At 45.3% G+C, this 25030-nt stretch carries 26 protein-coding genes, 1 pseudogene and 2 riboswitches; of the genes and pseudogenes, 7 read left to right on the top strand and 20 right to left on the bottom strand.

Annotated features, from left to right (window positions below):
• Positions 1-42 precede the first annotated feature (42 nt).
• Positions 43-1176 carry a 5-methyltetrahydropteroyltriglutamate--homocysteine S-methyltransferase gene (locus tag MHH79_RS20080; RefSeq protein ID WP_063334926.1) on the top strand — a complete coding sequence of 378 codons (1134 nt, stop codon included), beginning with the start codon at positions 43-45 and terminating at the stop codon, positions 1174-1176.
• Between the two features lie 68 nt (positions 1177-1244).
• A riboswitch (SAM riboswitch) is annotated at positions 1245-1351 on the top strand.
• A 77-nt stretch (positions 1352-1428) separates the two neighbouring features.
• The gene (locus MHH79_RS20085; protein WP_014478413.1) at positions 1429-2565 is read left to right on the top strand and encodes a 5-methyltetrahydropteroyltriglutamate--homocysteine S-methyltransferase; all 1137 of its coding nucleotides are present in this window, start codon (positions 1429-1431) and stop codon (positions 2563-2565) included.
• Positions 2566-2617: 52 nt separating this feature from the next.
• Here MHH79_RS20085 and MHH79_RS20090 read toward each other — a convergent pair whose 3' ends face one another.
• From MHH79_RS20090 to MHH79_RS20110, 5 genes are all read right to left on the bottom strand, one after another.
• Entirely contained in the window at positions 2618-3391 is a 774-nt protein-coding gene (locus MHH79_RS20090; protein WP_063334896.1) for a 3-hydroxybutyrate dehydrogenase, read from the bottom strand.
• A 16-nt stretch (positions 3392-3407) separates the two neighbouring features.
• Entirely contained in the window at positions 3408-4058 is a 651-nt protein-coding gene (locus tag MHH79_RS20095) for a succinyl-CoA--3-ketoacid CoA transferase subunit B (protein ID WP_003243049.1), read from the bottom strand.
• Entirely contained in the window at positions 4055-4771 is a 717-nt protein-coding gene (locus MHH79_RS20100) for a succinyl-CoA--3-ketoacid CoA transferase subunit A (protein ID WP_014481335.1), read from the bottom strand. The genes MHH79_RS20095 and MHH79_RS20100 overlap by 4 nt, the downstream gene beginning before the upstream one ends.
• Before the next feature lie 23 nt (positions 4772-4794).
• Positions 4795-6210 carry a GntP family permease gene (locus MHH79_RS20105; protein ID WP_015385055.1) on the bottom strand — a complete coding sequence of 472 codons (1416 nt, stop codon included), beginning with the start codon at positions 6208-6210 and terminating at the stop codon, positions 4795-4797.
• Between the two features lie 154 nt (positions 6211-6364).
• Positions 6365-7213, bottom strand: coding sequence for a methyltransferase domain-containing protein (locus MHH79_RS20110; protein WP_100505986.1), 849 nt, complete (start codon positions 7211-7213; stop codon positions 6365-6367).
• Positions 7214-7598: 385 nt separating this feature from the next.
• Positions 7599-7700: riboswitch (purine riboswitch) on the top strand.
• A 127-nt stretch (positions 7701-7827) separates the two neighbouring features.
• Between MHH79_RS20110 and MHH79_RS20115 the strand changes: the two genes are divergently transcribed.
• Positions 7828-9021, top strand: coding sequence for a NupC/NupG family nucleoside CNT transporter (locus MHH79_RS20115; protein WP_014478419.1), 1194 nt, complete (start codon positions 7828-7830; stop codon positions 9019-9021).
• Positions 9022-9062: 41 nt separating this feature from the next.
• Here MHH79_RS20115 and MHH79_RS20120 read toward each other — a convergent pair whose 3' ends face one another.
• From MHH79_RS20120 to MHH79_RS20130, 3 genes are all read right to left on the bottom strand, one after another.
• Positions 9063-9734 (bottom strand): DUF3298 and DUF4163 domain-containing protein, encoded by a 672-nt coding sequence (locus tag MHH79_RS20120; protein ID WP_100505987.1) that lies wholly within the window; start codon positions 9732-9734, stop codon positions 9063-9065.
• A 144-nt stretch (positions 9735-9878) separates the two neighbouring features.
• Positions 9879-10169, bottom strand: coding sequence for a hypothetical protein (locus MHH79_RS20125; protein WP_015385058.1), 291 nt, complete (start codon positions 10167-10169; stop codon positions 9879-9881).
• 49 nt (positions 10170-10218) lie between these two features.
• Positions 10219-12279: a catalase gene (locus tag MHH79_RS20130; protein WP_251247768.1), complete on the bottom strand. Its 2061-nt coding sequence runs from the start codon at positions 12277-12279 to the stop codon at positions 10219-10221.
• Positions 12280-12479: 200 nt separating this feature from the next.
• On the opposite strand from MHH79_RS20130, the gene citH reads away from it, so the two are divergent.
• Positions 12480-13760, top strand: coding sequence for a citrate transporter CitH (gene citH / locus MHH79_RS20135; protein WP_015385060.1), 1281 nt, complete (start codon positions 12480-12482; stop codon positions 13758-13760).
• 157 nt (positions 13761-13917) lie between these two features.
• Here citH and bglS read toward each other — a convergent pair whose 3' ends face one another.
• The 3 genes from bglS to MHH79_RS20150 all read right to left on the bottom strand — a co-directional run bounded on the left by bglS (position 13918) and on the right by MHH79_RS20150 (position 16551).
• Positions 13918-14646 carry a beta-glucanase gene (bglS, locus tag MHH79_RS20140; RefSeq protein ID WP_015483903.1) on the bottom strand — a complete coding sequence of 243 codons (729 nt, stop codon included), beginning with the start codon at positions 14644-14646 and terminating at the stop codon, positions 13918-13920.
• 296 nt (positions 14647-14942) lie between these two features.
• Positions 14943-15776, bottom strand: coding sequence for a transcriptional antiterminator LicT (licT, locus tag MHH79_RS20145; RefSeq protein WP_047183424.1), 834 nt, complete (start codon positions 15774-15776; stop codon positions 14943-14945).
• A 94-nt stretch (positions 15777-15870) separates the two neighbouring features.
• Positions 15871-16551, bottom strand: a complete 681-nt coding sequence (locus tag MHH79_RS20150) for a hypothetical protein (protein ID WP_100505990.1) — start codon at positions 16549-16551, stop codon at positions 15871-15873.
• 206 nt (positions 16552-16757) lie between these two features.
• Here MHH79_RS20150 and MHH79_RS20155 point away from each other — a divergent pair, with 206 nt between their 5' ends.
• Positions 16758-18044: an MFS transporter gene (locus MHH79_RS20155; RefSeq protein ID WP_080529972.1), complete on the top strand. Its 1287-nt coding sequence runs from the start codon at positions 16758-16760 to the stop codon at positions 18042-18044.
• An 18-nt stretch (positions 18045-18062) separates the two neighbouring features.
• On the opposite strand, the gene dbpA is transcribed toward MHH79_RS20155, so the two are convergent.
• Complete coding sequence (dbpA, locus tag MHH79_RS20160) at positions 18063-19502, bottom strand: ATP-dependent RNA helicase DbpA (protein ID WP_100505991.1); 1440 nt, start codon at positions 19500-19502, stop codon at positions 18063-18065.
• An 80-nt stretch (positions 19503-19582) separates the two neighbouring features.
• A complete protein-coding gene (locus tag MHH79_RS20165) occupies positions 19583-20731 on the bottom strand; it encodes a GDSL-type esterase/lipase family protein (protein WP_063336293.1) in 1149 nt (382 codons plus the stop codon).
• Positions 20732-20895: 164 nt separating this feature from the next.
• Between MHH79_RS20165 and MHH79_RS20170 the strand changes: the two genes are divergently transcribed.
• Entirely contained in the window at positions 20896-21231 is a 336-nt protein-coding gene (locus MHH79_RS20170) for a PadR family transcriptional regulator (protein WP_063336294.1), read from the top strand.
• Between the two features lie 2 nt (positions 21232-21233).
• Complete coding sequence (locus MHH79_RS20175; protein WP_063336295.1) at positions 21234-21755, top strand: DUF2812 domain-containing protein; 522 nt, start codon at positions 21234-21236, stop codon at positions 21753-21755.
• Between the two features lie 210 nt (positions 21756-21965).
• Here MHH79_RS20175 and MHH79_RS20180 read toward each other — a convergent pair whose 3' ends face one another.
• From MHH79_RS20180 to MHH79_RS20210, 7 genes and pseudogenes are all read right to left on the bottom strand, one after another.
• Positions 21966-22097 (bottom strand): hypothetical protein, encoded by a 132-nt coding sequence (locus MHH79_RS20180; protein ID WP_100505992.1) that lies wholly within the window; start codon positions 22095-22097, stop codon positions 21966-21968.
• 17 nt (positions 22098-22114) lie between these two features.
• A complete protein-coding gene (locus MHH79_RS20185; protein WP_047183429.1) occupies positions 22115-22567 on the bottom strand; it encodes a hypothetical protein in 453 nt (150 codons plus the stop codon).
• Between the two features lie 15 nt (positions 22568-22582).
• Entirely contained in the window at positions 22583-22879 is a 297-nt protein-coding gene (locus MHH79_RS20190) for a YxiJ family protein (RefSeq protein ID WP_100505993.1), read from the bottom strand.
• An 18-nt stretch (positions 22880-22897) separates the two neighbouring features.
• Complete coding sequence (locus MHH79_RS20195) at positions 22898-23209, bottom strand: hypothetical protein (protein WP_251217818.1); 312 nt, start codon at positions 23207-23209, stop codon at positions 22898-22900.
• 26 nt (positions 23210-23235) lie between these two features.
• Complete coding sequence (locus MHH79_RS20200; RefSeq protein WP_063336299.1) at positions 23236-23718, bottom strand: hypothetical protein; 483 nt, start codon at positions 23716-23718, stop codon at positions 23236-23238.
• Positions 23719-23753: 35 nt separating this feature from the next.
• Positions 23754-24512, bottom strand: coding sequence for an Imm26 family immunity protein (locus MHH79_RS20205; protein WP_063336300.1), 759 nt, complete (start codon positions 24510-24512; stop codon positions 23754-23756).
• Between the two features lie 25 nt (positions 24513-24537).
• Positions 24538-25026, bottom strand: a pseudogene (locus MHH79_RS20210) (DUF2716 domain-containing protein).
• Positions 25027-25030 lie beyond the last annotated feature (4 nt).

Below are 25030 nucleotides of genomic sequence, written 5' to 3' on the forward strand. Positions count from 1 at the left end.
AGCTTTTTACATGCTCAATATTTCAGAAAAGAGGCGAATAACATGGCTCAACAAACGAATGTTGCAGGACAAAAAACAGAAAAACAACGCAAAGCACCTTTCCGCGCCGATCATGTCGGCAGTTTGCTTCGTTCCGTTCCGGTGAAGGAAGCCCGGCAAAAAAAAGCGGCTGGTGAGATGACAGCGGAACTGCTTCGTGATATCGAAAATCAAGAGATCACCCGCATCGTGGAAAAACAAAAAGAAATCGGTCTCAACGTGGTAACAGACGGGGAATTCCGGCGTTCCTGGTGGCATTATGACTTCATGGAAGGGCTTGACGGTGTGGAACCGTTCATCCCGGCTGAGGGGATTCAGTTCCATAACACAAAAACGAAAGCGCGCAGCATCAAAGTGACGGGAAAACTCGATTTTACGAGCCACCCAGCGCTTGCTGATTATCAATTTTTACATGAGATTGCCGATGGCGCGACGCCAAAATTGACCATTCCCAGCCCAAATATGCTGTTTTTTGGCGAAAAGGCGGATAAAGGGATTTATGACGATCAAGAGGAATACTTTCATGATCTGGCCCAAGCGTACAAAAAAGCAATCAAAGCCTTCTATGATGCTGGCTGCCGTTATCTCCAGCTTGATGATACGTCATGGTCTCTCTTCTTTGAGGAAAAAGGCAGAGAGGTTGTCCGGGCGCTCGGCGGTGATCCAGAAACATTGCCAGCCATATTTGCCAAAACAATTAACGATGCCGTCGCAGACCGGCCTGACGATTTAACGATCACAATGCACATTTGCCGCGGCAACTTCCGCTCAACCTGGGCGGCATCAGGAGGGTACGACGCTGTAGCGGAAACGATTTTGGACGGCTTAAACCTTGACGGCCTTTTCTTGGAATACGATGATGACCGCTCCGGAAACTTTGATCCGCTCCGTTTTGTGAAGCGCAAGGATCTGCAAATTGTGCTCGGCTTGATCACATCGAAATACGGCGAGCTTGAAAATCCTGAGGATGTGAAACGCCGCATCAATGAAGCCGCGCGTTTTGTCAGCTTGGACCAGCTATGCCTGAGCCCGCAGTGCGGTTTCGCCTCTACAGAAGAAGGCAACCTTCTGACAGAGGAGCAGCAATGGGCAAAGCTTCGCCATGTCATCGACATTGCCAACGATGTGTGGAGATAATCTATCATTGACAGAAATAGAAAATGTGTGAATAATAGATACTATCAGAAAATTTCATAAAAAGGTTTTCCTTATCAAGAGAGGTGGAGGGACTGGCCCTGCGATACCCGGCAACCGCTGTTTAACAGAATGGTGCTAAATCCTTTAGAGCAATGATTGCTCTTGAAGATAAGGTTGAGATTGTCACGCAAGCTCTTCCTTATCCAAAGGAAGAGCTTTTTTATATTTGAATGGAAAGAAGGAATGGACAACATGTCACAACAAACAACACCCGCAGAACAAAAATCACTTCAAAGAAAAAAACCGCCGTTTCGCGCGGATCAAGTCGGAAGCCTGTTGAGATCTGAGCCCGTCAAAAAAGCGCGGCTGCAAAAAGCGGCCGGCGAAATGACCGCTGAGCAGCTTCGCCAAATTGAAAACGATGAAATCATCCGCATTGTGGAAAAACAGAAGGAAATCGGCCTGAACGTCGTGACAGACGGTGAATTCCGCAGAGCATGGTGGCACTTTGATTTCCTGGAAAACTTAGATGGCGTTGAGCCGTTTACTCCTGAGCACGGAATCCAATTCCATAACGTACAGACAAAAGCACGCGGCATTAAAGTCACAGGTGATATCGACTTTTCAACTCACCCAATGCTTGAAGATTATTCATTTCTCCATAGCATTGCCGGTGACGCGACGCCAAAGATGACGATTCCAAGCCCGAATATGCTGTTTTTCCGCGGAAAACTGGAAAAGGATGCGTATAAAAAAGATTATCACCTTTTCCAGCATGATGTATCCAAAGCATATAAAAAAGCGATTCAAGCGTTTTATGACAGAGGCTGCCGCTACCTCCAGCTTGATGATACAGCGTGGGCCGTTTTCTTATCAGAAAAAGGCTTAAAACAAATCGAAGCGTTCGGAACAACGCCTGATGAGCTTCGCCAGCTGTTTGCGAAATCGATTAACGACGCGATTGCAGACCGCCCGGATGACTTGACGGTAACCATGCATATTTGCCGCGGCAACTTCCAGTCCACTTGGACAGCGGAAGGCGGCTATGACGCAGCCGCCGAAACCATTTTTGACGGCTTGAATCTTGACGGACTTTTCTTAGAGTATGATGATTCACGCTCAGGCGGATTTGAGCCTCTCCGTTACGTAAAACGGTCTGATCTTCAGCTTGTTCTTGGCTTAGTGACATCTAAATTCGGTGAGCTTGAAAATCCGGATGACGTGAAACGCCGTATCGAAGAAGCGTCCCGTTATGTAAGCTTAGACCAGCTTTGCCTCAGCCCTCAATGCGGATTTGCTTCAACTGAGGAAGGCAACAAGCTGACTGAAGAACAGCAATGGGCGAAGCTCCGCCATGTGGTTGAGATCGCTAATGATGTTTGGAAATAAGCAAAGAAAAAACACACTTGATTCCCTAGCGGAGCAAGTGTGTTTTTTTATGTCACTGTGCGGTGTAGCCCCCATCAAGGACGACAGCCTGCCCAGTGACGCCCTTCGCCTTCTCGCTTGCCAAAAACACGGCATAATCCGCAATTTCCTTGACGGAAAGCAGTCGCTTTTGCGGCACAAGCGGAAAAATGACTTGTTCAAGTACAGAGTCGTAAGGGACATTTCTAGTTTTCGATAGATCGCTAAGCTGATTGCGTACAAGCTGGGTATCGACATAACCCGGGCAGAGCGCATTGACTGTTATGCCGTGGGGCGCGCCTTCCAGCGCCCCGACTTTTGTGAGTCCAATGACGCCGTGCTTGGCGCTATTATAAGCGGATTTCCCTGCAAAGCCGACTAATCCATTAACAGACGCGATATTAATGATTCTGCCAAACTGCTGTTTTTTCATGATCGGAAAAACATGCTTCATTGCAATAAAGGGGGCCGTCAGCATGACCTTGATCAGCTGTTCAAAGGTGTCTGTCGGAAACTCTTCAATCGGAGCGACGTGCTGAATACCGGCATTGTTCACCAAAATATCCAAGCGGCCGTATCGTTTTTGAATGACGTTCACCGTATCAGCAACTTGCGCTTCCTTTGTCACATCATACGGAATGGCCGCCGCGTCCAAGCCTTCTTCTGCAAGCTTGGAGGCTGCTTTTTCACATGCTTCCGGACGGAGGTCTGAAACGATGACGCTGGCGCCTTCACGGGCGAATTCTCTTGCGATTTCGAATCCGATTCCGCCGGCAGCCCCTGTCACCAAGGCGACTTGTTTTCTCATGTCAAACACCTTCCCATTAAGAATTGAGTACAGACTGGCTTACAGCGAAATCAGCTTCTGTTTTTTCATAAACCTCTTCAATTGTGACACCATCCTGAAGCTCCGTCAGTGTCATGCGGCCGTTCACAAAATCAAATACAGCCAAATCCGTAATCAGCCTGTGCACGACTTTCTGGCCTGTCAACGGAAGGGAGCATGTTTTTTTCACCTTTGATTCACCATGCTTATTGACGTGCTCCATGATGACAACGATTCGTTTCGCCCCGTTGACGAGATCCATAGCGCCGCCCATCCCTTTTACCATTTTGCCCGGGATCATCCAATTGGCCAAATCCCCCTGCTCCGAAACCTCCATTCCGCCAAGAATAGCCAAATCGATATGCCCGCCTCTTATCATCGCGAATGACTCAGCGCTGTCAAAATAAGAGGCGCCCGTCACTTCAGTGATCGTTTCCTTTCCCGCATTGATCAAATCCGCGTCTTCCGTTCCTTCCAGAGGATAGGGACCGATTCCGAGCAAGCCGTTTTCCGACTGAAGCATGACGTGAACGCCATCGGGTATCTCATTTGCGACAAGCGTCGGCATTCCAATCCCGAGATTCACATTCATGCCGTCCTTGATTTCTTGTACAGCCCGTTTGACCATTCGTTTTCTCGCTTCCTTCACTTGGCCTCACCCTTTCCCGATGCTTGCTGAACTGTTCGTTTTTCAATCCGTTTTTCTTGGCTCGCGCCAAGCACAACATGCTGTACGTAAATTCCCGGCGTATGGATGTGATCTGGATCGAGCTCTCCTGCTTCCACGATTTCTTCCGCCTCGGCAATCGTGATCTTGCCTGCCATGGCGGCAATGGGATTGAAATTTCTCGCCGTTTTCCTAAAAACCAAATTGCCCATGGTGTCCGCTTTCCACGCTTTGACGATCGCCACATCGCCGGTAATGCCTCGCTCAAGCACATAAGTCCGGCCGCCGAATGTTTTATGTTCTTTTCCCTCGGCTATGGAGGTGCCGACGCCTGTCGCCGTATAAAATCCCGGTATGCCTGCACCGCCTGCACGAATTCTCTCAGCGAGCGTTCCTTGGGGAACAAGCTCGACCTCAAGCTCTCCGCTTAAAAACTGCCGCTCAAAAATTTTATTTTCACCGACATAGGAAGCGATCATTTTCTTGATTTGCTTGTTAGCCAGAAGCAAACCCAGCCCCCAGTCATCGACTCCGCAGTTATTGCTGACAACGGTTAAATCCTTTACTCCCTGATCTCTTATAGACAAAATGAGCTGTTCAGGGATGCCGCACAGCCCAAACCCTCCCGCGATCAGCGTATCCCCATCATGAATCAGTTTCGCAGCTTCCTTGCTTGATGACAGCACTTTTCCCATATTGATGCCCCTTTCGTTTTCTTCTACACTAGACCAGTCAGGCTGTAAATCGCGATCACAGCAAATACGGCAGCCGTTTTAATGAGCGTGATCGCAAAAATATCGCGATAGGATTGCCGGTGGGTCAAACCCGTCACGGCCAGAAGCGTGATAACGGCGCCATTATGCGGCAGTGTATCCATCCCGCCTGATGCCATTGAAATGACCCGATGCATCACCTCTGGCGGAATATTGTAAGCCTGAATCGCCTGTAAGTATTGTTCTGACATCGCGCTTAATGCAATGCCCATTCCTCCTGAAGCCGAGCCGGTGATTCCCGCCAGCGCAGTTGTCGTAACGGCGCCATTTACAAGCGGATCGGTAAAAGTATGTGAAATTCCGCTGCTCAGCTTATGAAACCCCGGCAGCGCGGCGATAATGCCGCCGAACCCGTACTCGGCACCCGTATTCATAGATGCCAGCAAGGCGCCGCCAATCCCTTCATTCAGCCCTTCCTTCAATTGGGCAAACACACTTCTCCAATCAAATAAAATCGTTGTGATGATGCCAATCACTAAAGCAATCTCCACCGACCAAATAGCAGCCGCTGAAGAAATATCAAGCCTGCCGAACTCCTTTAATCCTATGGAAGAAAAATCAAATCCATTCGGATACCACTTTGGCAAGTAAATGGTGAAATATTTATTCACTGCACCGACGAGAATAAGCGGGACAAAGGCAAGCGCGTGCCGAATCGGGCTTTTGTCCGGTTCAGCCGCGGACTCAATCGATTCAGGAGCAGCATTCTGCGTATCAAAACCGCCATAGCCTTCGCCAGATGCCTGCGCTTTTTTCCGCCTTGATTCCAAATAGAGCATCCCAGCTGCCAGCACAATCACTGCGCCCATCAAGCCCAGCCAAGGGGCGGCATAAATGTCTGTTTTGAAAAACGACGTCGGGATGACATTTTGGATTTGCGGCGTTCCCGGAAGCGCGTCCATCGTAAACGTAAAAGCCCCTAAAGCAATCGTTCCCGGGATGAGGCGTTTGGGTATGTTTGCTTCTTGGAACATGTTTTTCGCAAAAGGATATACGGCAAATACGACAACAAACAGGCTGACACCGCTGTACGTCAAGACAGCACCCATCAACACAATGGCAAGTATCGCTCTTTTTGCCCCGACAAGCCGGACAATTGTTTTCGCGATTGATGCCGCAAGCCCGGCCATTTCAACGACCTTTCCAAAAATGGCACCGAGCAAAAACACTGGGAAATACAGTTTAATAAAACCCGCCATCTTCTCCATAAAAATTGATGAGAAAAAAGGAAGCACATGGCTTGGATCTGTCAGCAGCACCGCGAATAACGCGCAAATCGGCGCAAACAATATGACAGAAAATCCCCGATACGCCGTAAACATCAGCAAACCTAACGCCAATAGAATGATGATCAGTTCCACACACACATCCCCCGTTTCCGCGAACTAGAAAGCGTTTACAAAAACCTGTCCGCATCGGCTGTTTCCGTCCCCTTTCCATATGTACGAGAAGCGTGGGCCAACTATTCCGATTAAAAAAGGAAAGCTCCCTTTTTTCGGAGCTTTCCTCTGCCATTCATTTCATTCCTATTAGGATATCAACATCAACCGTAATATCGGCTGTTTTCATCTCTTTCAGCAGGCTGATTCGATCTTTCGGCGCCGACCAGGCAAGCGGCGTCATCTTGAGAAGCCAGTGGATCGCCTGCTGGTCAAGCGTTTTAACATAGCGCAGCCTGACAGGACGGCTGTGTGCAGCATTTGCTGTAAAACGCTCAACAGCTGCCGCATTGGAATACGTGCGCCTTGGTGAATCAGTATATAAAAATTGCCTTAATTCTATTAAATAGTCGCTTCGCGGCACTACTTTTACGAGCATGCCATCATTCTTCAGCAGTCTATGAAACTCTGCATAATTGGACGGCGAAAAAATAGACAGAACAACATCAAATTGGCGATCATGAAAAGGAGCACGCGCCACATCGGCAACAGCCCACATCTGATCTTTGAATGCCTTAGAAGCTTTTAAGATCCCATCTTTCGAAAGATCTATGCCGGTTCCTATCGCTGCTTTCCCTGCATAATCAAACCCGCAAAGCGCATTCAAATGAGAACCCTCACCGCAACCGCTGTCCAGGATGGTGAATGCCTCATGACCAGATGTGGGATGACTGATGAGTTCTGCAATCGCATCATGGAGCGGGTCAAAAAAACCACATTCTCCAATCAGCCTGCTCCTCGCTTCAAAAAGCTCAGCACCGTAACTGGTTTTGACCGGCTTCGTCAGAAAGTTCACGTAGCCGTGCCGAGATAGATCAAATGTATGTCCTCGTTCTGTACAAATCAAGCTTTTCCCTGATGCCGCATCCATAGAAGAAACGCAGAGCGGGCATCGAAACATGCTGAAATCAACTGTTCGCTTCATGATAAAAACACCTCATTCATTCATTTTTAGATAAATGAAAAAGGCATAGACAAATAAACCTAGGCCTATCTCAAAAATTGGCCAGGTCTGGCAGTTTGTCTACACCTGTCATTATCTATAACGAATGAATTGGATAATCATGAAAAAAACTCCCTTTCTGCTGTATGGGTTTCCCCGTTTCCATCATACAACAAATATCCAGGAGCTAGAACCTTATAGTGAAGAAAAATCAGTACTGACATGCTGGTATCCCGCCAACATCATATCAGCATAGCAATCCAGCATGTTTTTCCTTTATTTTCTCATTTTAGAATATAAATTTTATTATTGTGAAAATAGTTAAAAAGGTTGATTTTCAAAAAGTGAAAGGATAAAATACTGCTATCATCTTAGAAAAAGACATTCTTGTATATGATCAGTAATATGGTCTGATTGTTTCTACCTAGTAACCGTAAAAAACTAGACTACAAGAAAGTTTGAATAAATTTGAACGAGTTGAAAAGGACAAGTTCTTTTCTGTTTGCTCTTATTTTTCACACTTTCTGCACTTCCAGAATTTGTGAAGGATAAGAGCTTTTTTTGTTTCCATAATAACCCTCATAGGAGTTGCTATCATGTACTTTTTACTAAACCTTGTCGGTCTCATTGTGATTATGGCAGTTGTATTCCTATGTTCTCCGCAGAAAAAGAAAATCAAGTGGCGCCCGATCATGACGTTAATTGTTCTGGAATTGCTGATTACTTGGTTTATGCTGGGAACAAAAGTCGGAAGCTGGGCCATCGGTAAAATCGGTGATTTCTTCACTTGGCTGATTGCTTGCGCCAGTGACGGTATCGCGTTTGCCTTTCCGTCAGTGATGGCGAATGAAACAGTAGACTTTTTCTTTAGTGCGCTTCTTCCAATTATCTTTATCGTCACATTCTTTGATATTTTAACGTATTTCGGCATTTTGCCTTGGCTGATTGATAAAATCGGATGGGTGATTTCAAAGGCTTCCCGCTTGCCGAAATTAGAAAGCTTTTTCTCTATTCAAATGATGTTTCTGGGAAATACCGAAGCACTTGCGGTTATCCGCCAGCAGCTTACGGTTTTAAGCAACAACCGCCTGCTTACATTCGGCTTAATGAGCATGAGCAGCATCAGCGGCTCCATTATCGGATCTTATCTGTCAATGGTGCCCGCGACATACGTGTTTACAGCCATTCCTTTGAACTGCTTAAACGCGCTGATTATCGCAAACCTGCTGAATCCTGTTCACGTGCCGGAGGATGAAGATATCATCTATACACCGCCTAAAGAAGAGAAGAAAGACTTTTTCTCTACGATTTCTAACAGTATGCTTGTCGGCATGAACATGGTTATCGTTATTTTGGCAATGGTGATCGGATATGTCGCATTAACGTCAGCAGTTAATGGCATTCTTGGCGTTTTCGTACACGGCCTGACCATCCAGACGATTTTTGCTTATCTGTTCAGTCCGTTCGCATTCCTGCTTGGATTGCCAGTGCACGATGCGATGTATGTTGCTCAGCTGATGGGCATGAAATTAGCAACGAACGAGTTTGTTGCGATGCTTGACTTGAAAAACAATCTCAAATCCCTTCCGCCTCACACCGTTGCGGTGGCGACGACATTCCTGACATCCTTTGCAAACTTCAGTACTGTCGGCATGATTTACGGCACGTACAATTCGATCCTTGACGGAGAAAAGTCAACGGTCATCGGGAGAAACGTGTGGAAACTGCTCGTCAGCGGAATTGCGGTATCTTTATTAAGTGCTGCGATTGTCGGCCTGTTTGTGTGGTAGAAACATTGAGCCATATCCCTTTTCGGATATGGCTCTTTTGATTATTGATAAATAGAGGCTGGAACCTGCACATCCCGGATTCCCGCTGCATAAGGCCCCAAGTCATACTGGCCAAAGACGATGGCGATCCCGTTTGCCGTAAAGTAAAACATTGTGTCTTTGTTTAGGGTTATATCCTCTTTCTTAACATCAGGGAAAAACAGCTCATCGTGTTTTTTGATATAGCTATATAGATAATCTCTCGTTTTGCTGACTTTTGTTTTGGTGTTCAGAATCTGATCCAGCGTCACCCGCTTTTGTGCTTTCAAGTCATAGTTGAAGGACTGGACAGACGTTAAACCGTGGGCGCCCCCTGAATAGATATAATTGAGTGTTTGAATGCTGAGCTTGCCTGCCGCATTGTATTTGACGCTGAAGGATGTTTGATATTCCGTTTTAAAGCCCTGCTGTTCGCCTGCTTTTTTGTTTTTCAGGTATTCCTGATACGATTGTTCAATGTAGGCTTTCAGCTCTTGATTGATTTTCTTTTCAAACGCGGCATTCCCGACGTGATGCACTTGTGGATACTTTAACTCCTTGATCTTTTTGTACGTATGGGTGCTGACAGTCGGTGTTTTCGCTTGAACTGCTTTTAAAGATGGGGCCGCATATGCAACTACGGAAAAAAGCAAGACTGCAATCCCCGCGGCTTTCAGCATTTTATTCCATTTCATACAATCTCCTCCTTTGATGTCGTTGTTTATCATTCCCTTATTTAAGCAATACACACTTTTATAGACTGATTAAATCGAAAGAAGTTTCTAGGTCTAACAGCATGATTTTCCCAATAAAAAAAGAGACACAGGATGTCTCTTTTTTTACTGTTTGCGCCCAGAAATCGCTTCATGAACGGCTTGTGCCAAATCTGTATTTCCGAACATCTCTAATACCGCAATGACAGTCTGGTCCGGAATGTGCTCTGCTTCGTGTTTTGGCACGACCAGATCGTCCATGGTTTTTTTCAAGCTTTCATTCAGCTTTTGCTGCGGATACGCTTTGGCGTACATCTCCACCGGATCAAGATCATGGTTTACACACCATTGGGCAAACACCAAAATCATCATATTTTCATCGCGTTCGTAAGCTTCAGCGAGCTGTTTTTCGTTCATTTGTCATGCTCCTTATGAAAAGTATCTTCCTTAAAGATACAGGAGCCGATCAAATTCGTCTATCCCAATGGCGATGAGCAGAAACCGCATCGATAAATGCCTTGCTGAAAGCGGCGTAGTCAGGTTCTTCTTCAGCCGTTACGATGCCTGGTCCCTCTGTTGTCCCGACAGAGGATTGAAGAAGGTCAATTCCTTCATTTGCCGCACCGATCGCCTTGTAGTGATTGTAAGCTTCTCTGATAAACGCCATCGCTTGTTTGTTGTCTTTTAACTCCGGCCCTCCTGCGGCATAGACGGCATCATACAGAACAGAATCAACCGTCAGGAACGTGCCGCTGGCCTCAAGCTGCTGTCCGCTGCCGCTTGTCATATACCCCAGATTTTGACTGATGATATCCACTGTGATTCCTTCTCGCTTTAAGGCTTCCAGCACTGTTTGCAGTTCTTTTTCATAAAATCCGTTTCCGGCGAGTACAGCGACTTTTCTGGTTGACGCGGTTTTCACTGTACGGGCTTGGCTTAACGCAGGCGAAGTAAGGATTTCTTTAGATGCTTTACGCTTCGCGGGCGTCGCCACGCCTACTCCTTTGGCGATTTCTTCCGCTAAATCTGCATCGACATTGCTGAAGACATCAACGACCTGCCGCTGTACGTCCTTGCTTTTGACCTTCCCGACCTCGAAGCAGAAAGCAGAAATGATGTGCTGTTTCTCCACAGGAGACATGCTGTTCCAGAAAAGCTTCGCCTGTGAGTAATAATCGTTGAAGCTGTCGCTTCGCTGGCGGATTTTTTTGCCCTCGACTTTTTCCTGATAGTGGACGTAGCCGCCTTCTTCAGCTGTCGCAGGCGACGGATCATTGTTTTGCAGTGAGTTTTTATGATAAGCGACAGGTCCCTTATTGATCGTCATCCGGTGATAGCCGTCGTATTGATTGTTATGGAATGGACATACCGGGCGGTTAATCGGAATCTCATGGAAGTTCGGACCGCCAAGACGGATGAGCTGTGTGTCTGTATAAGAGAAAAGCCGTCCCTGCAGGAGCGGGTCATTTGTAAAGTCGATGCCCGGCACGACATTTCCCGGGTGGAATGCGACTTGTTCTGTTTCCGCAAACACATTATCCTGGTTGCGGTTCAGCGTCATTTTCCCAATGATTTTCACCGGCACAAGCTCTTCCGGCCACAGCTTAGTCGGGTCAAGAATATCAAAATCAAACTTGAATTCATCTTCCTCATCAATCATCTGCACGCCGAGCTCGTATTCAACCTTGCCGCCGTTTTCAATTGTTTCCCACAGGTCACGGCGATGGAAATCCGGATCTTTCCCGGCAATTTTCTGCGCTTCATCCCATACGAGAGAATGCACACCGAGCACCGGCTTCCAGTGAAATTTCACGAAACGTGCCTTTCCTTGTTCATTGACAAAACGGAACGTGTGAACGCCGAAGCCTTCCATCATTCTGTAGCTGCGCGGGATGCCTCTGTCCGACATCGTCCACATTACCATGTGAGCCGACTCAGGGTTATTGGCGACAAAATCCCAAAACGTATCGTGAGCGGTCGCGGCCTGAGGCATTTCATTGTGTGGCTCAGGCTTAAACGCGTGAACCAAATCCGGGAATTTGATCGCATCCTGAATGAAAAACACCGGAATGTTATTTCCCACAAGGTCATAGTTTCCTTCTTCAGTATAAAATTTAGTCGCAAAGCCTCTGGCATCCCGCACCGTGTCTGCGGAGCCTTTAGAACCCGCAACCGTAGAGAAACGGACAAATACCGGTGTCTTCACCGAAGGGTCCTGAAGAAATTTGGCCCGTGTGTACTCGGTCATCGGCTCGTAAACCTGAAAAAAGCCATGCACGCCAAATCCGCGCGCATGCACAACGCGCTCCGGAATCCTCTCATGGTCAAAGTGCGTCATTTTCTCCCGGAAGTGAAAATCCTCCATCAGCGTCGGGCCGCGAACCCCGGCTTTTAACGAATGCTCATCCTCTGACACCCGCAAGCCTTGGTTTGTCGTCATTTTCTTCCCGCTGTTATCGGCCCTGTACTGCTCAAGCTGCTCGTCCTTTGAGTGTTCATTTACACGTTTGTTTTGGTCATCACTCATGTCTCTTCCCCCTTTTTAAAACGAAACATTCTACAGCATATTTACCCGTGGCGTTCTTCATATAAACTGCTAATCCTCTCATTAGGATTTTTGGTCTACATATAAATATGCGGTCATACACATTTGAAATAAGCCTTCTTCACAGAAAGAAAGGATGGAAGCGCTTACCAAAATAGCTGTTGAATAGGGGAGGTCATATCATGCTTGCCATACTCGGTTTTGTGATGATGATTGTCTTTATGTACCTTATTATGTCTAACCGGCTTTCCGCTCTTATTGCTTTGATTGTCGTTCCTATTGTGTTCGCCCTGATCAGCGGATTTGGCAAAGATCTCGGCGAGATGATGATTCAGGGCGTTACAGACCTCGCCCCTACCGGTATCATGCTGTTATTCGCCATCCTGTATTTCGGCATTATGATTGACTCAGGTCTGTTTGATCCTCTCATTGCCAAAATCTTATCGTTTGTCAAAGGAGATCCGTTAAAAATCGCCGTAGGCACAGCGGTTCTGACCATGACCATTTCGCTGGACGGAGATGGGACAACAACCTATATGATTACCATTGCTGCGATGCTGCCTCTTTACAAACGGCTCGGCATGAACCGTTTGGTGTTAGCGGGAATAGCAATGCTCGGTTCGGGGGTTATGAATATTATCCCGTGGGGCGGGCCGACTGCGAGGGTTTTGGCCTCCTTAAAATTGGACACGTCAGAGGTCTTCACGCCGCTGATTCCCGCTATGATCGCCGGCATTCTCTGGGTGATCGCCGTTGCTTATATCCTCGGAAAGAAAGAGCGGAAGCGGCTCGGCGTCATTTCGATTGATCACGCACCGTCTTCCGATCCGGAGGCCGCACCGCTCAAGCGTCCCGCTCTTCAATGGTTTAACCTGCTGCTGACTGTCGTCCTGATGGCCGCACTGATCACCAGCCTGCTGCCGCTCCCTGTTCTTTTTATGACTGCGTTCGCCGTCGCCTTGATGGTCAACTATCCAAATGTCAAAGAACAGCAGAAACGTATCTCGGCGCATGCGGGTAATGCGTTAAACGTTGTCTCAATGGTGTTTGCTGCGGGCATATTCACAGGCATTCTCTCCGGCACAAAAATGGTGGATGCCATGGCGCATTCTCTCGTTTCACTCATCCCTGATGCCATGGGCCCGCACCTGCCGTTGATCACTGCGATCGTCAGCATGCCCTTCACCTTTTTCATGTCGAATGACGCCTTTTACTTCGGTGTCCTTCCCATCATCGCCGAAGCCGCTTCCGCTTACGGAATAGACGCCGCTGAAATCGGAAGGGCCTCCTTGCTGGGGCAGCCTGTTCATCTGCTCAGCCCGCTTGTGCCTTCCACCTATCTATTGGTAGGAATGGCAGGCGTCAGCTTTGGCGACCATCAAAAATTCACTATTAAATGGGCCGTGGGAACAACGATTGTGATGACGATTGCCGCACTTTTGATTGGGATTATTTCTTTCTAAATGTATGAGCTTGATCGTAGCATTGAGTGAGTACGTGATTTACAGAGGGGAGAAGATCAAATAGGATATTATGAGTAAATAGAAGATTCATGCCAACAACTCCTCATTACAATGATAAGAGCCTGCTATATTGCAGCAGGCTCTTTCACATTTGGCATTATTTTTTTGTATAGCGCACCCAGTCATAATGAGCGTATAGCGGATTTACACCGTTGTAGGAGCCAAGCCATTCATCGACACCCGTGCCATTCCACAAGTTCATCATGATCTTTCCAGGTGTTGTCGGAATTTGGTTTGTTGCAGTATGTTTTAATTGCCCATCAACATACCATTTAATAGAGTTTGGCTGCCAATCGAACGCATAAGTATGATAGGCATTGGCTGCATCAAACCCGAGATCAACAATCTTCTCATGGTTTCCTGCACCATTTGTATAATAGTTAAATTGAACCTTTGTTGTGTCTTTTCCTAAAAATTCGATATCAATCTCATCCCAAGGAGTTCCATCTGTTGGACCTGTGTAAGTGAAGAACGATGAAACGATCCCTGTGTTTTTAGCTGGTTTCATTCTGACTTCATAAAGTCCATAGCCATATGTTTGAACAGAACGGTTTTCCCCGCAGTCAAACTTGTTATAAGATGGGCTTGTTAGCGCTAAACGCATTTCACCCAATGACGTCATTGATACGTTATTAGCCCGCCAAGTGCAGTTGAACATATTTCCATTCGAATAACCATCTGCTTTTTGCCAAAAACCGGAGTTATAGCCGTTAAAAGGGTCAAAAAACGATCCACCTGTTTGAGCCGAGGCAGTAGAAGTGACTGCAAACAAACTCATAAACAATCCAGTGACTAGAAGCAACAACACTCGTTTCAGATAAGGCATATTGGCATTCCCCTTTCATTGAAAGCGTTTTCTATGTTGATCTTACATGATTCTTTTAAAAGGGAACATCGGCCAAAATAATGATAATACCGAACCTTACTTACTTGAATCCTGTAACTATCATCACCCTCCCTCTGAAAAAAATAAAAACCTAAATTACCATCAGCACAGACAGAGATGATCCGCACTCATTGTAATTTAGGTTTTGCCTGCTTTATCAGTAACAATCCTACCATCATCATATGGAAATGTAAGAAAAAAACGAACACACGAAAATAAAAATGTCAGCGCTCTCATTATGCTTGTTTAACTACCCTTTCTATGTGAATGGTTAAATACAGCAGCTCGTCACTTGTGAGCTTGTGCTCATACTCCCGCTCAATGTAGGTTGAGATTTTCTTCGTGCATTCATACGCGCGATGATACTTTTCTTTCACTGTATCCAGCAAAAAATCGTCCTGGCTTTCCATGTGAGTGCCGTTAAAAAGACGCTGCGCGAAAAACTTTAAGTGGGTGACGAACCGATAATAGTGAAGCGATTCTTCGTTGAATTCAATCTTAAAATGGTATTTTACAATACTCAAAATCTCTTGCATGACTTTTGTAATGTTGATAATATTGGGCATCTCTTCATTCAGCTCGGCATTTACAATATGCAGAGCAATAAAGCCAGCTTCATCCTCTGGCAGAGACACACCAGTCTTATTTTTTACCATGATTAACGCTTCTTTGCCGATCGCAAATTCGTCTTTGTACAGCCGTTTTGTTTCCCACAGCAAGGCGTTTTTGATATCAAGCCCTTTCTGGTTGCGCTGGATGGCAAAGTTAATATGGTCGGTCAGCGACACATAGATGCTGTCGTTGAGCTTTTTGCCGAGCTGTAATTTTGCGTAGCTGATAATCTCTTCGGATACTTCCATACACTCGATCGGTATATCATACAAAAGGGTTTTGAACTTTTCTGATACATCCTTGTTATCGAGCGTGAACACTTTCTCAATGCGGGCTTCATCGACATCATCGCCGGACTTTTTCTGAAACGCGAGCCCCCTGCCCATGACGACCAATTCTTTCCCCTGTTCATTGACCACGCTGATCACATTATTATTGATCACCTTCGCAATTTTCATGACATGTCCCTCCAATCAACTAAGAACAGACTATATCTTGATTGTACATTCTTTTTGTACTAGGTCAATATCATCAGGGAAAGACGGAAGCTGGTCAGTACAATTCACTCCGTACCTGCTGTCCGGGCTGTTTTTGAAGCAGCGCCTCCAGATGGCGTTCAAATGTTGCCTTGTCAGCTTTCTGCTTTTTGACAATGCTGTTCATGATTTTGATGCTTTCGGCGCTGTATTGTGTATATTGTTTTTTCAGCTGATCCAGCTGCTGTCTTGTCTTCTTCGCGTTTTTCGGTGTGACTTGGCCGATGAGTTTGATCATACTGTCTGCGGTCTCAAAAAAAGCAGCTCTATTTTCTGTCAGCTGCTGAATTTCGATGCGGCTCATGTCTTGATTACGCGTTTTTTGTAGCAAGGCGACCGCCTCGCTGTTTTGATTTTTGAGTGATTTGTTCTCAAGCTTAATCGATTCGAGATTCTCCTTCGCAATGTCTGCTTCTTCTTCAGTCATGCTGCTTCGCACGAAGTATTCTGGATTGCCGATTCCATAATCAAATGCTTCGCTCACTTGTATCATGGAACTGAACACAATGGCCAGCTGCCTGTCGCTTGCGAGGGCTTGGAAATCCTGCTTTTTCTTGCTGCTCATCGGTTTGGCTGCGGTTTGTTTTACTGTCTTTTGATCACAGTCTGCGAACATCTGAGCCTCACCTTCACTTTCGCATGCGCTCATCACAAGAACTGTGACCAGCAGGCTTATACACAAGCCTATTCGCCTCATGCTCTGTCTCCTCTCTGCTGAATCCCTTCTGGAAAATACCATAAAATATAGTTAAATGGTACCAGATACACCTAACCCCAGCAATAAATCAAAAGTATGATTTGAAGCGAAAAAACATAAATATTTTGTAAAAATTGACGTGCATTCCATTCTTTTCAGGCCCATTTCTCGTACAATAGAAGTATCGTTACCGGAGAGGGGCTCTGATGATGAAACGTTTTACGAAACAAGAAAACAGCTGGGTGTTATATGACTGGGCAAATTCTGCTTACTCAATTGTAGTGACCACCGCGGTATTTCCGTTATTTTATAAATCAGCAGCTGCGGAAAGCGGTGTCAGCGCCGCTCAATCGACTGCCTATCTGGGCTATACCATTGCGATTTCAACGTTTATTCTTGCGATGCTCGGCCCTATTTTAGGCACAATCGCCGACTATGAAGGGTGCAAGAAAAAGTTCTTCGGTTTCTTTGTGTCAGTCGGTGTCGCCAGCACCGCGATGCTCGCCTTTATCCCTAGTGAACATTGGCTGCTATTGTTGCTGTTTTATACGATATCGGCTATCGGTTTTTCCGGCGCCAATGTGTTTTATGATGCCTTTCTCGTTGACGTCACGCCTGAGAAGCGGATGAATCTCGTCTCGGCACGGGGTTTTGGCTTAGGATACATTGGAAGCACGATTCCATTTATCATCAGTATTGCTGTCATCCTGCTCGCACAAGCAGAGACTATTCCAGTGTCTGTATCGGCCGCAAGCCAGCTGTCCTTTTTCATAACGGCTGCCTGGTGGGGGCTGTTCACCATCCCAATGATTAAACATGTCCATCAACGCTATTACATCAAAAAAGAACCTCATATTGTCATCAACAGCTTTAAGCGGCTCGGCCAAACGATGAAACGGATCAGACAATACCGGGCACTTTTCCTCTTCTTGCTCGCTTATTTCTTTTATATCGACGGAGTCGGCACTATTATTACGATGTCGACATCCTATGGATCAGATTTAGGGATCGGCTCCTCAAGCCTCCTGATCATCCTATTTGTCACTCAGGTGGTCGCCGCGCCGTTTTCGATTGTATACGGAAAACTGGCAGAACGCTTCACGGGGAAGACCATGCTGTACGTCGGGATCGTCATTTATATGATCGTCTGCGTGTATGCCTATTTTATGGAGACAACGCTTGATTTCTGGATACTGGCTATGCTTGTCGCCACCTCGCAAGGCGGTATTCAAGCCCTAAGCCGTTCCTATTTCGCCAAGCTTGTGCCAAAGCGCCACGCTAATGAATTCTTCGGTTTTTACAACATTTTCGGTAAATTCGCCTCAATTATGGGGCCGCTGCTTATTGCCGTGACCGCCCAGCTGACCGGGAAATCCTCAACTGCGGTGTTCAGTCTGATCATTCTGTTTGTAATTGGCATTGTGATTCTTGCCTTTGTTCCGGAGGAGACCAGCGCCGATGTCAGCCAGCAGCAAAATGACCTGCCCCTTTAACTGGGAGCAGGTCATTCATCATTTATTCGCTTTATTCACCTTCAGCTTTTTCCCTTTGACGGTTGTGTTCTTCATCACTTTGAGAACATGAGGGCCTTTACCATTTAAAATCTCAACGTATGAGGCGTTATCCATGATCGTGATGATGCCGATGTCGTCAGCTGACACACCGTCTATTTTGGCAATCGTTCCTACAAAATCAACGGCTCTGATTTTCTTTTTCTTTCCGCCGTTAAAATACAGCTTCATAATGTCTTTATTCAGCTCTTCGCTTTTGTCCTTTTTGCTTTCCGGACGGTCATTCATTTTAGCTAGAAATTCTGGTTTCTTCCTTGCCACTTCCTCTTGAGAAGGTGCTTCTATTTTTTGGATTTCAAATCCGATATATTCTTCAATGTCGGCTAAAAACCGTTTTTCGAAGGCCGTGACAAACGAAATGGCCTTTCCTTTGTTCCCTGCGCGTCCCGTTCGGCCCGTGCGGTGGACATAGCTTTCCTTTTCAAGCGGCAGATCATAGTTGATGACAAGGGAGATATTTTCAATATCAATCCCGCGCGCGGCGACATCCGTCGCGACTAAGTAACGGTACTCGCCACGTTTAAATTCATTCATGACGTCGAATCGGTCTTCCTGAATCATTCCGCCGTGAATTTTATCGCATGGATATCCTAAGTCATCCAATTCATCGGTCAGCTGATTGACGTGCTCCTTCGTTCGGCAGAAAATGATGCAGCTGTCGGGATTCTCCGTCATCAGCACATCTTTCAGCAATGAAAACTTATTCTCTTCTCTTACTTGAATCACCGCATGTTCAATATTTCTTGTGGTAAGCCCGGCCGCTTTGATTTCGATATGCTCGGGGTTCTGCATATATTGACGGCTCAGCTTCTCGATATCCTGCGGAAGCGTCGCCGAAAACAGCATCGTCGTGCGCTCAGTCGGAAGATGCTTGATAATCGCCTCCACCTGCTCAATGAAGCCCATATTCAGCATCTCATCCGCTTCATCAATGACCAAATAAGAGAGACGATCCAACGGCAGCGTGCCTTTTTCGATATGATCCAGAACACGTCCCGGCGTGCCGACAACAATGTGGCTTTTTTGCTTAAGCTCAGCTTTTTGTTTATCAAAGGAGGATTTTCCAAATACGGCTGTCGCTTTGATCCGTTTAAATCGTCCGATGTTCGTGATATCTTCCTTTACTTGCACCGCAAGCTCACGGGTTGGAGTTAAAATAAGCGCCTGCGGCCTGTTTTCATCCCAATCCGCCAGCTCACAGAGAGGAATCCCGAACGAAGCTGTTTTCCCGCTTCCCGTCTGTGATTTGACGACAAGATCCTTTCGTTCAAGAGCAGCGGGGATCACACTCTGCTGCACCTTGGTCGGTTCTGTATATCCCAGTCCTTCCAATGCTCGTAAAATGTCATGACTGATTTGATAGTTTTTAAAATGACTCATGTATAAACTCCTGTCTCTTGCAGATGTTCTCATTATACTCTAATTGACGAAGGCATATGTGTTTTGTCGAAAAATGTGTATTAAAAGCCATCGATTCCCTGGCGTTTTAGCTCCTGAACAGCCAATCGTGCCAGTGCGTCGGCCCCAGCGCGGTTCGGGTGCAGCGTGTCTCCATCCATATAAAGCCCGAGTGTTCTTTCCGGACCGATCGATGTAAAGTATGCCGAGCTGAGGACATTTAAGTCAATGAGATGTGTTTTTTCCTCTTCGGCCAAAGCTAAAATAGAGGCCCTGTACCATCTGTTTACAGACGAATGGATGCCTTCAGAAGTAAAATCGGTCGCCCGGCCCTGAGGCGTTGATAGGATGACGTCGGCTCCTTTCGCTTTCACCTGACGAATCATATCACGCATCATCTCTTTAAACTCCGCTTCAGATTCATTATGCTTTGGATTTGTGTCATTAATGCCAAGCTGCAACATAAAATAATCTCCCGGCTTGATGTACTTCAGGATCGCCTCAAGCTGTCCATCATTTCTGAATCCTCTCGCGATCTGCCCGCCGGACGCCATGTTTCTCACTTGAAAGGTATGTTTATCGATATAGTGAGGCAGCATCTGCCCCCAGCCCGCCTGCTTGCTGCTGTTGAGCGGATAATAATTGCACACCGTCGAGTCGCCGCCGACATAAATGGTTCGGTTCGTCACCGGCTGATCAGACAATTTCTTTATTTTCAAGGCGCTAAGCGTAAAAGCGGTGCCAGCTTTCCCCTCTGTCACCAGCAGATTCAGCTGCCCGTCGGTGACAGGAATTTGGAACGTATCCTCCGCGCCATCCCCTGTCATATTAATGACCTGAAACACGCCCTCCGCCGCCACACTGGCCCTTGCCGTATTGCCAAGCGTCACCTTCACCTCATAAAGGCCATTCGGGAGATCCACATTAAACGTGTTATTGCTTTTCGTCCCATACGCTAAAAACTGAACCGCATCACTCTTCACACCAGTCCCGGATGCCGCCACATCCCTCATATTCTCCGGTGTCTGAAAACCGTAGCCCTTTGACAGATCATAACGGTCAGATGCCCTGACGCCTATGTAACCAGGCTCAACCGAACCGCTTCCAAAATCAAACTGATACACCTTCGGCTCTGCCGCCTTCACACCCTCAATCCCGCCAAAACACATCATCAGCATCATCACAAAAACCGTTGCCATCCATTTTTTCATCAAGACTCCCCCTCTATGAAAACGCATACATTAATGCATACTCGATGATTGTTTCTTTATGATGACTGAAGGAAGAAAAAAATTGCGTTGACAAACAAAAAGGAAGATTTTATTATATCAATAAGTGATATATCATTAGTTGATATAAGAAATGAGGTGACCGCTTGCCAAAGCAGCGTCCGCAGGAAATGGATCAGCTTACCGATCCAGCCTATTATATTGTCTTAACCTTGCTGGAGCCAAAACACGGATATTCGATCATGCAGGAGATTGAGGACATGACCGATGACTCCTTTACGATCGGCCCGGCTACCTTATATACATTGTTAAAGAAATTACTGCAAGAAGGGATCATTGAGCTTGTCAACAATGACAACCCACGCCGCAAAGTGTACCAAACCACCTTGCACGGCCAAGAACTACTCAAACAAGAAATTCAGCGCAGAAAAGTGATGGCTGAACACGGTCAACGTGCTTTTCAACAATTGAAAGGGGATTAGTCATGAAACAGAAAAAATTTATGATGTCTGAAGGATTGGCCTTTTCAGAAGAAAAGGATATGAAGAGACTAAGTGATATGGCCAGCAAAGGCTGGGTACTCGATTCTTTTGCGTTTATGGGGTATAAGCTTAGAAAAGCTGAGCCGCGGAAATTGATCTACAGTATTGATTATCATGATGTTGAGGAAGAAAGCTTGGCGGAATACACCGTGATGTTTGAAACGGCCGGATGGGAACATGTTTGCTCTTCACAAGGTATGCATATCTTTTCGGCTGAGCCCGGGACTTCGCCGATATACAGTGATCAATCCACCATGAGAGAGAAATATAAAAGAAGCGAAAAAGACGTTCGAAACGTAACCTGCACCTTGAGCTTCCTGACTCTCTTGTCAATTGCACTCCATTATGTAACCGGATTATCAAATTGGGTGCCTTTGGCTTTCCTGGTTGTGACTTTTCCATTTCTCGTGACATATGCGGCAACAAAAGCAAGAACGCTTGGAAAGTGGGGACAATCAGTGTGACTTCTTGTCACACTTGATCACATCCCAACCTCCGCAATAGAAACTCATCTGATCTTCTTGATCATACACATAATAACGGAGTCTTTCCCATTGATCGTCAGTCGGTTCAATCTACAACTCAACCGCATCGATGGATTCAAGGTCATCCAGCTTTGATGCACTAATGTCTTCAAACCGCAAATGAATGTCACAGGTTTGAGCAGATCGTTTTCATTCAAACACAGGAATTTGAATATAACGATCATCTTCTTTCATATAGAAAGAAAACTCGTTTAATGTAAATGGACCTGTATCCGCATCAGAAAGATGCTTTTTCAATTTCTCGTATTGTGTGATATTCAAATGAATTCCTCCTATTCTTAGTTACCGCCAACCATATAGATGTCTACAGCATCGTATTCAAACCACATGATCCGTTCGCCTGAGTCCGTTAGGCACTGGAGTTTGCCTTCGGAAAAATAGTTTTTATCCGGTTGAGGATCAGTGATTAGAAAAACATCATCATTGATGGAAGCTAACAGAAATAGAAAACCTGCAATATCCCGGTCTGCTCTCTGTAATATGGATTGAAAATGGAACTCTGGTTTCGCCAGTTTTGTCACCTTGTAAGCATGACCTTCAAAATACTCGGACAGGTCTTCTATAAATGAACCAGTCGTTATTACCTGTATCATGATTCGATCGTAGGCAAGCCCCTCCCAAAAACGATAAAACGACTCTGCATCTTCAAGTTCGTATGACGTAACAACTTGGCCAGACTTAAGATCGATCATGTCCAAATTGCCAATACTGCTTATAGAGGTTATTTCCATAAAATCTTCCCCTTATCAGTTGGATAGCGCAACGCAAATCTCTTGTCTGACTTGTTCATACAAGAGAATGTGATGATACAGATCCTTATCGTTTTTGATCATATCCGGAAGTATGTCAGGATACAGCTCAAAAAAGCTTTTCTCCAACGAACGCCGCTGATGCCCGGACATCCTTTTATTCGCCAGTACATAATCCAAACTGCCATCAACTAGCATAAAAAACTCATAGATTTCCGCTTCAAAGCCGTACAATTCATCAGGGTACGGCTTTTCTTCAATCTCTTGCTGTCTTTTTTTCAGCTTTTGAAGCACGTTGATCCTCTCCTCACCCTATTCACCTTCCATCACCTCATATTGCCGGCAATAAAAGCGGAATGTCTGCTCTTCCCATTCTTCCACAAGGTACGTGCCTTGCGGTTGCATTTCAATATGGAGAAGTCCATCTGATAGATTCGATAGGGTTTCGATTTCTCGTATCGTAACGACTGAAACGTCTTTGAATATGACAACAATCGTACGTGAATGATAAACAGCTGCTAACTCAATCGTATAAATGGCACCAAGCACGTGATCTGTTTCTCGATAAAAACGCCATTTCTTGATATGCTGAAACAAAATAGGAGTAGCTCCTGAAATACTCAATTTTGATTCCTCCGTTAATAGCGTCTCTATACTCCATACTCACAGTAAGGCTTCAAGTCAGGAAAAGAATCCTTCAACATTCTTTCTATGTTTTCATCGGTCACTGTAAATATAATATCTGTTGAATCAAAGAAACCGACTTCGAAAATACATTCTTTCACAGGGGAGATATAATTATATTCATAAAAGTCAGCATTCCCTTCAACAAACGGAATTTGAGTTAAATCATACAGTAACGTCTCTTTAGGCACAGCAGTTAAAATAGAAAATATCACATAAATCTCAAATTCATTTAATATACGATGAAATTCCTCACCTGTGATAAAAAGATAGTCTTCACGCTCGCCAATGATATCGTTCCAATGATCCTTATCCTCGGATACATCCATCATATTCAAAATATCGCCAATAACCCAATGATACTCAGTGATATGTAGGGGGAATGGTTTGAAAAAATCATTTAAGAGAAAAAGTTCAGAATTTGCACATTCCAGACAATACCTGCTCATGTGTACCTCAACCTCCCCACTAATAAAAGCCCTTTTTACAACTCATACTTGATCAATTCCTCCATCGAGGTTCCCTTGAAATATTGATAAAGAATATCCTCAATACTAAGGTGACCAAATAGCCCAATCGGATTGCTAAAGGTCTTCCCCCGTTTTTCATCAACCTCTATTAAATCACTCTCTGCAGTTAATGAATCGTCTTGGCTAATGAGGTATTTTCCATCTTCATACATGACAAATGTTATAGCAGAATGATCAAATTTCTTCATCAAATCTACCGGCACCTTGGAAACAACATTCCAATTCCCCTGAAGAAAGCCTGTATATCCTGTATTCGCAATAAATAGGGTTCTTTGCTTTTCAGCCATCATGAGAGAAATTTCTTTTTTACTCAAGCGTTGATCTGTAAAAATATCAAAATACTGAATGAGAAGATCATCATTTTTATCTGTTGCTAAATCTCCTTTTACCACTAATGCATATGTAAACTGATTGATTTGCCGTAAAGGAATTTCAATGACCACACCAGGCCTAACTTCACTTAAAGTAGTTCTTTTTTTCATCTTTAGGTTGATGTCAGTGACTTGTTTTCCTTCTAATTCTTTAAAAAATGAATCGCCGTCTGATTTTAATACCTGAAAGAGAGTATAAACAAATTCATTTAGAGTAGGCTTGCGATCCAATTGTTCCAGGAACACAGCGTGAAAATCTTCGATGGCGTCGTGACAAATATCCAAACCATCATCACTTACGAATATCTTTTTATTTTTATATTTTTCTTCCCAAAAGCCCATGTTTCACCTCCGTTTTTCAGAACACTCATCTATTTTGAAACAGGATAGGCGGATCATTATCTATCGCCTCCAACAGCTCTTCACCAAACACAGTGATTGTCAATTTCCACGGGTCTCCCAAAAGTCCCCAAGAGAAGTCCTGATGAAAAAAGAAATAATAGTCTCCATTTGGAAATACGGGAACAGGCCATTCGCCAAATTCATCCTGAGTCATTGCCTGATGAGGGCTAAACATATATCCGTCATGCTACCAGTCTAATGCGTACATCACATCGTGCTTTCCAGTACATGATTGAAATGCTTTTAAAATCGAAGTCTCTAAATCATTCAGCACTCTGACAACATCATCATTACTGGCTTTACCGCTCATCCTGCTTGATATATATAACACTCGATATGGATCAGGCGGGATGATGTGATGACATCTGCTTCCGGGCTTCCATTTTATGAGCTTGTTCACTTCTGACCATATGCGTTCTTGTTTTGTCTGACTTAAAGCGTGCCAATTCATCATAATC

The sequence above is a fragment of the Bacillus sp. FSL K6-0993 genome, from assembly GCF_037977205.1.
Taxonomy (GTDB): Bacteria; Bacillota; Bacilli; order Bacillales; family Bacillaceae; genus Bacillus; species Bacillus subtilis.

What these genes read in the sequence shown, in the direction of transcription:
- MHH79_RS20080 (WP_063334926.1), top strand. Translation starts at nt 43, where the DNA reads ATGGCTCAACAAACGAATGTTGCAGGACAAAAAACAGAAAAACAACGC.
- MHH79_RS20085 (WP_014478413.1), top strand. Translation starts at nt 1,429, where the DNA reads ATGTCACAACAAACAACACCCGCAGAACAAAAATCACTTCAAAGAAAA.
- MHH79_RS20090 (WP_063334896.1), bottom strand. Translation starts at nt 3,391, where the DNA reads ATGAGAAAACAAGTCGCCTTGGTGACAGGGGCTGCCGGCGGAATCGGA.
- MHH79_RS20100 (WP_014481335.1), bottom strand. Translation starts at nt 4,771, where the DNA reads ATGGGAAAAGTGCTGTCATCAAGCAAGGAAGCTGCGAAACTGATTCAT.
- MHH79_RS20110 (WP_100505986.1), bottom strand. Translation starts at nt 7,213, where the DNA reads ATGAAGCGAACAGTTGATTTCAGCATGTTTCGATGCCCGCTCTGCGTT.
- MHH79_RS20115 (WP_014478419.1), top strand. Translation starts at nt 7,828, where the DNA reads ATGTACTTTTTACTAAACCTTGTCGGTCTCATTGTGATTATGGCAGTT.
- MHH79_RS20120 (WP_100505987.1), bottom strand. Translation starts at nt 9,734, where the DNA reads ATGAAATGGAATAAAATGCTGAAAGCCGCGGGGATTGCAGTCTTGCTT.
- MHH79_RS20125 (WP_015385058.1), bottom strand. Translation starts at nt 10,169, where the DNA reads ATGAACGAAAAACAGCTCGCTGAAGCTTACGAACGCGATGAAAATATG.
- MHH79_RS20130 (WP_251247768.1), bottom strand. Translation starts at nt 12,279, where the DNA reads ATGAGTGATGACCAAAACAAACGTGTAAATGAACACTCAAAGGACGAG.
- citH (WP_015385060.1), top strand. Translation starts at nt 12,480, where the DNA reads ATGCTTGCCATACTCGGTTTTGTGATGATGATTGTCTTTATGTACCTT.
- bglS (WP_015483903.1), bottom strand. Translation starts at nt 14,646, where the DNA reads ATGCCTTATCTGAAACGAGTGTTGTTGCTTCTAGTCACTGGATTGTTT.
- licT (WP_047183424.1), bottom strand. Translation starts at nt 15,776, where the DNA reads ATGAAAATTGCGAAGGTGATCAATAATAATGTGATCAGCGTGGTCAAT.
- MHH79_RS20150 (WP_100505990.1), bottom strand. Translation starts at nt 16,551, where the DNA reads ATGAGGCGAATAGGCTTGTGTATAAGCCTGCTGGTCACAGTTCTTGTG.
- MHH79_RS20155 (WP_080529972.1), top strand. Translation starts at nt 16,758, where the DNA reads ATGATGAAACGTTTTACGAAACAAGAAAACAGCTGGGTGTTATATGAC.
- dbpA (WP_100505991.1), bottom strand. Translation starts at nt 19,502, where the DNA reads ATGAGTCATTTTAAAAACTATCAAATCAGTCATGACATTTTACGAGCA.
- MHH79_RS20165 (WP_063336293.1), bottom strand. Translation starts at nt 20,731, where the DNA reads ATGAAAAAATGGATGGCAACGGTTTTTGTGATGATGCTGATGATGTGT.
- MHH79_RS20175 (WP_063336295.1), top strand. Translation starts at nt 21,234, where the DNA reads ATGAAACAGAAAAAATTTATGATGTCTGAAGGATTGGCCTTTTCAGAA.
- MHH79_RS20185 (WP_047183429.1), bottom strand. Translation starts at nt 22,567, where the DNA reads ATGGAAATAACCTCTATAAGCAGTATTGGCAATTTGGACATGATCGAT.
- MHH79_RS20200 (WP_063336299.1), bottom strand. Translation starts at nt 23,718, where the DNA reads ATGAGCAGGTATTGTCTGGAATGTGCAAATTCTGAACTTTTTCTCTTA.
- MHH79_RS20205 (WP_063336300.1), bottom strand. Translation starts at nt 24,512, where the DNA reads ATGGGCTTTTGGGAAGAAAAATATAAAAATAAAAAGATATTCGTAAGT.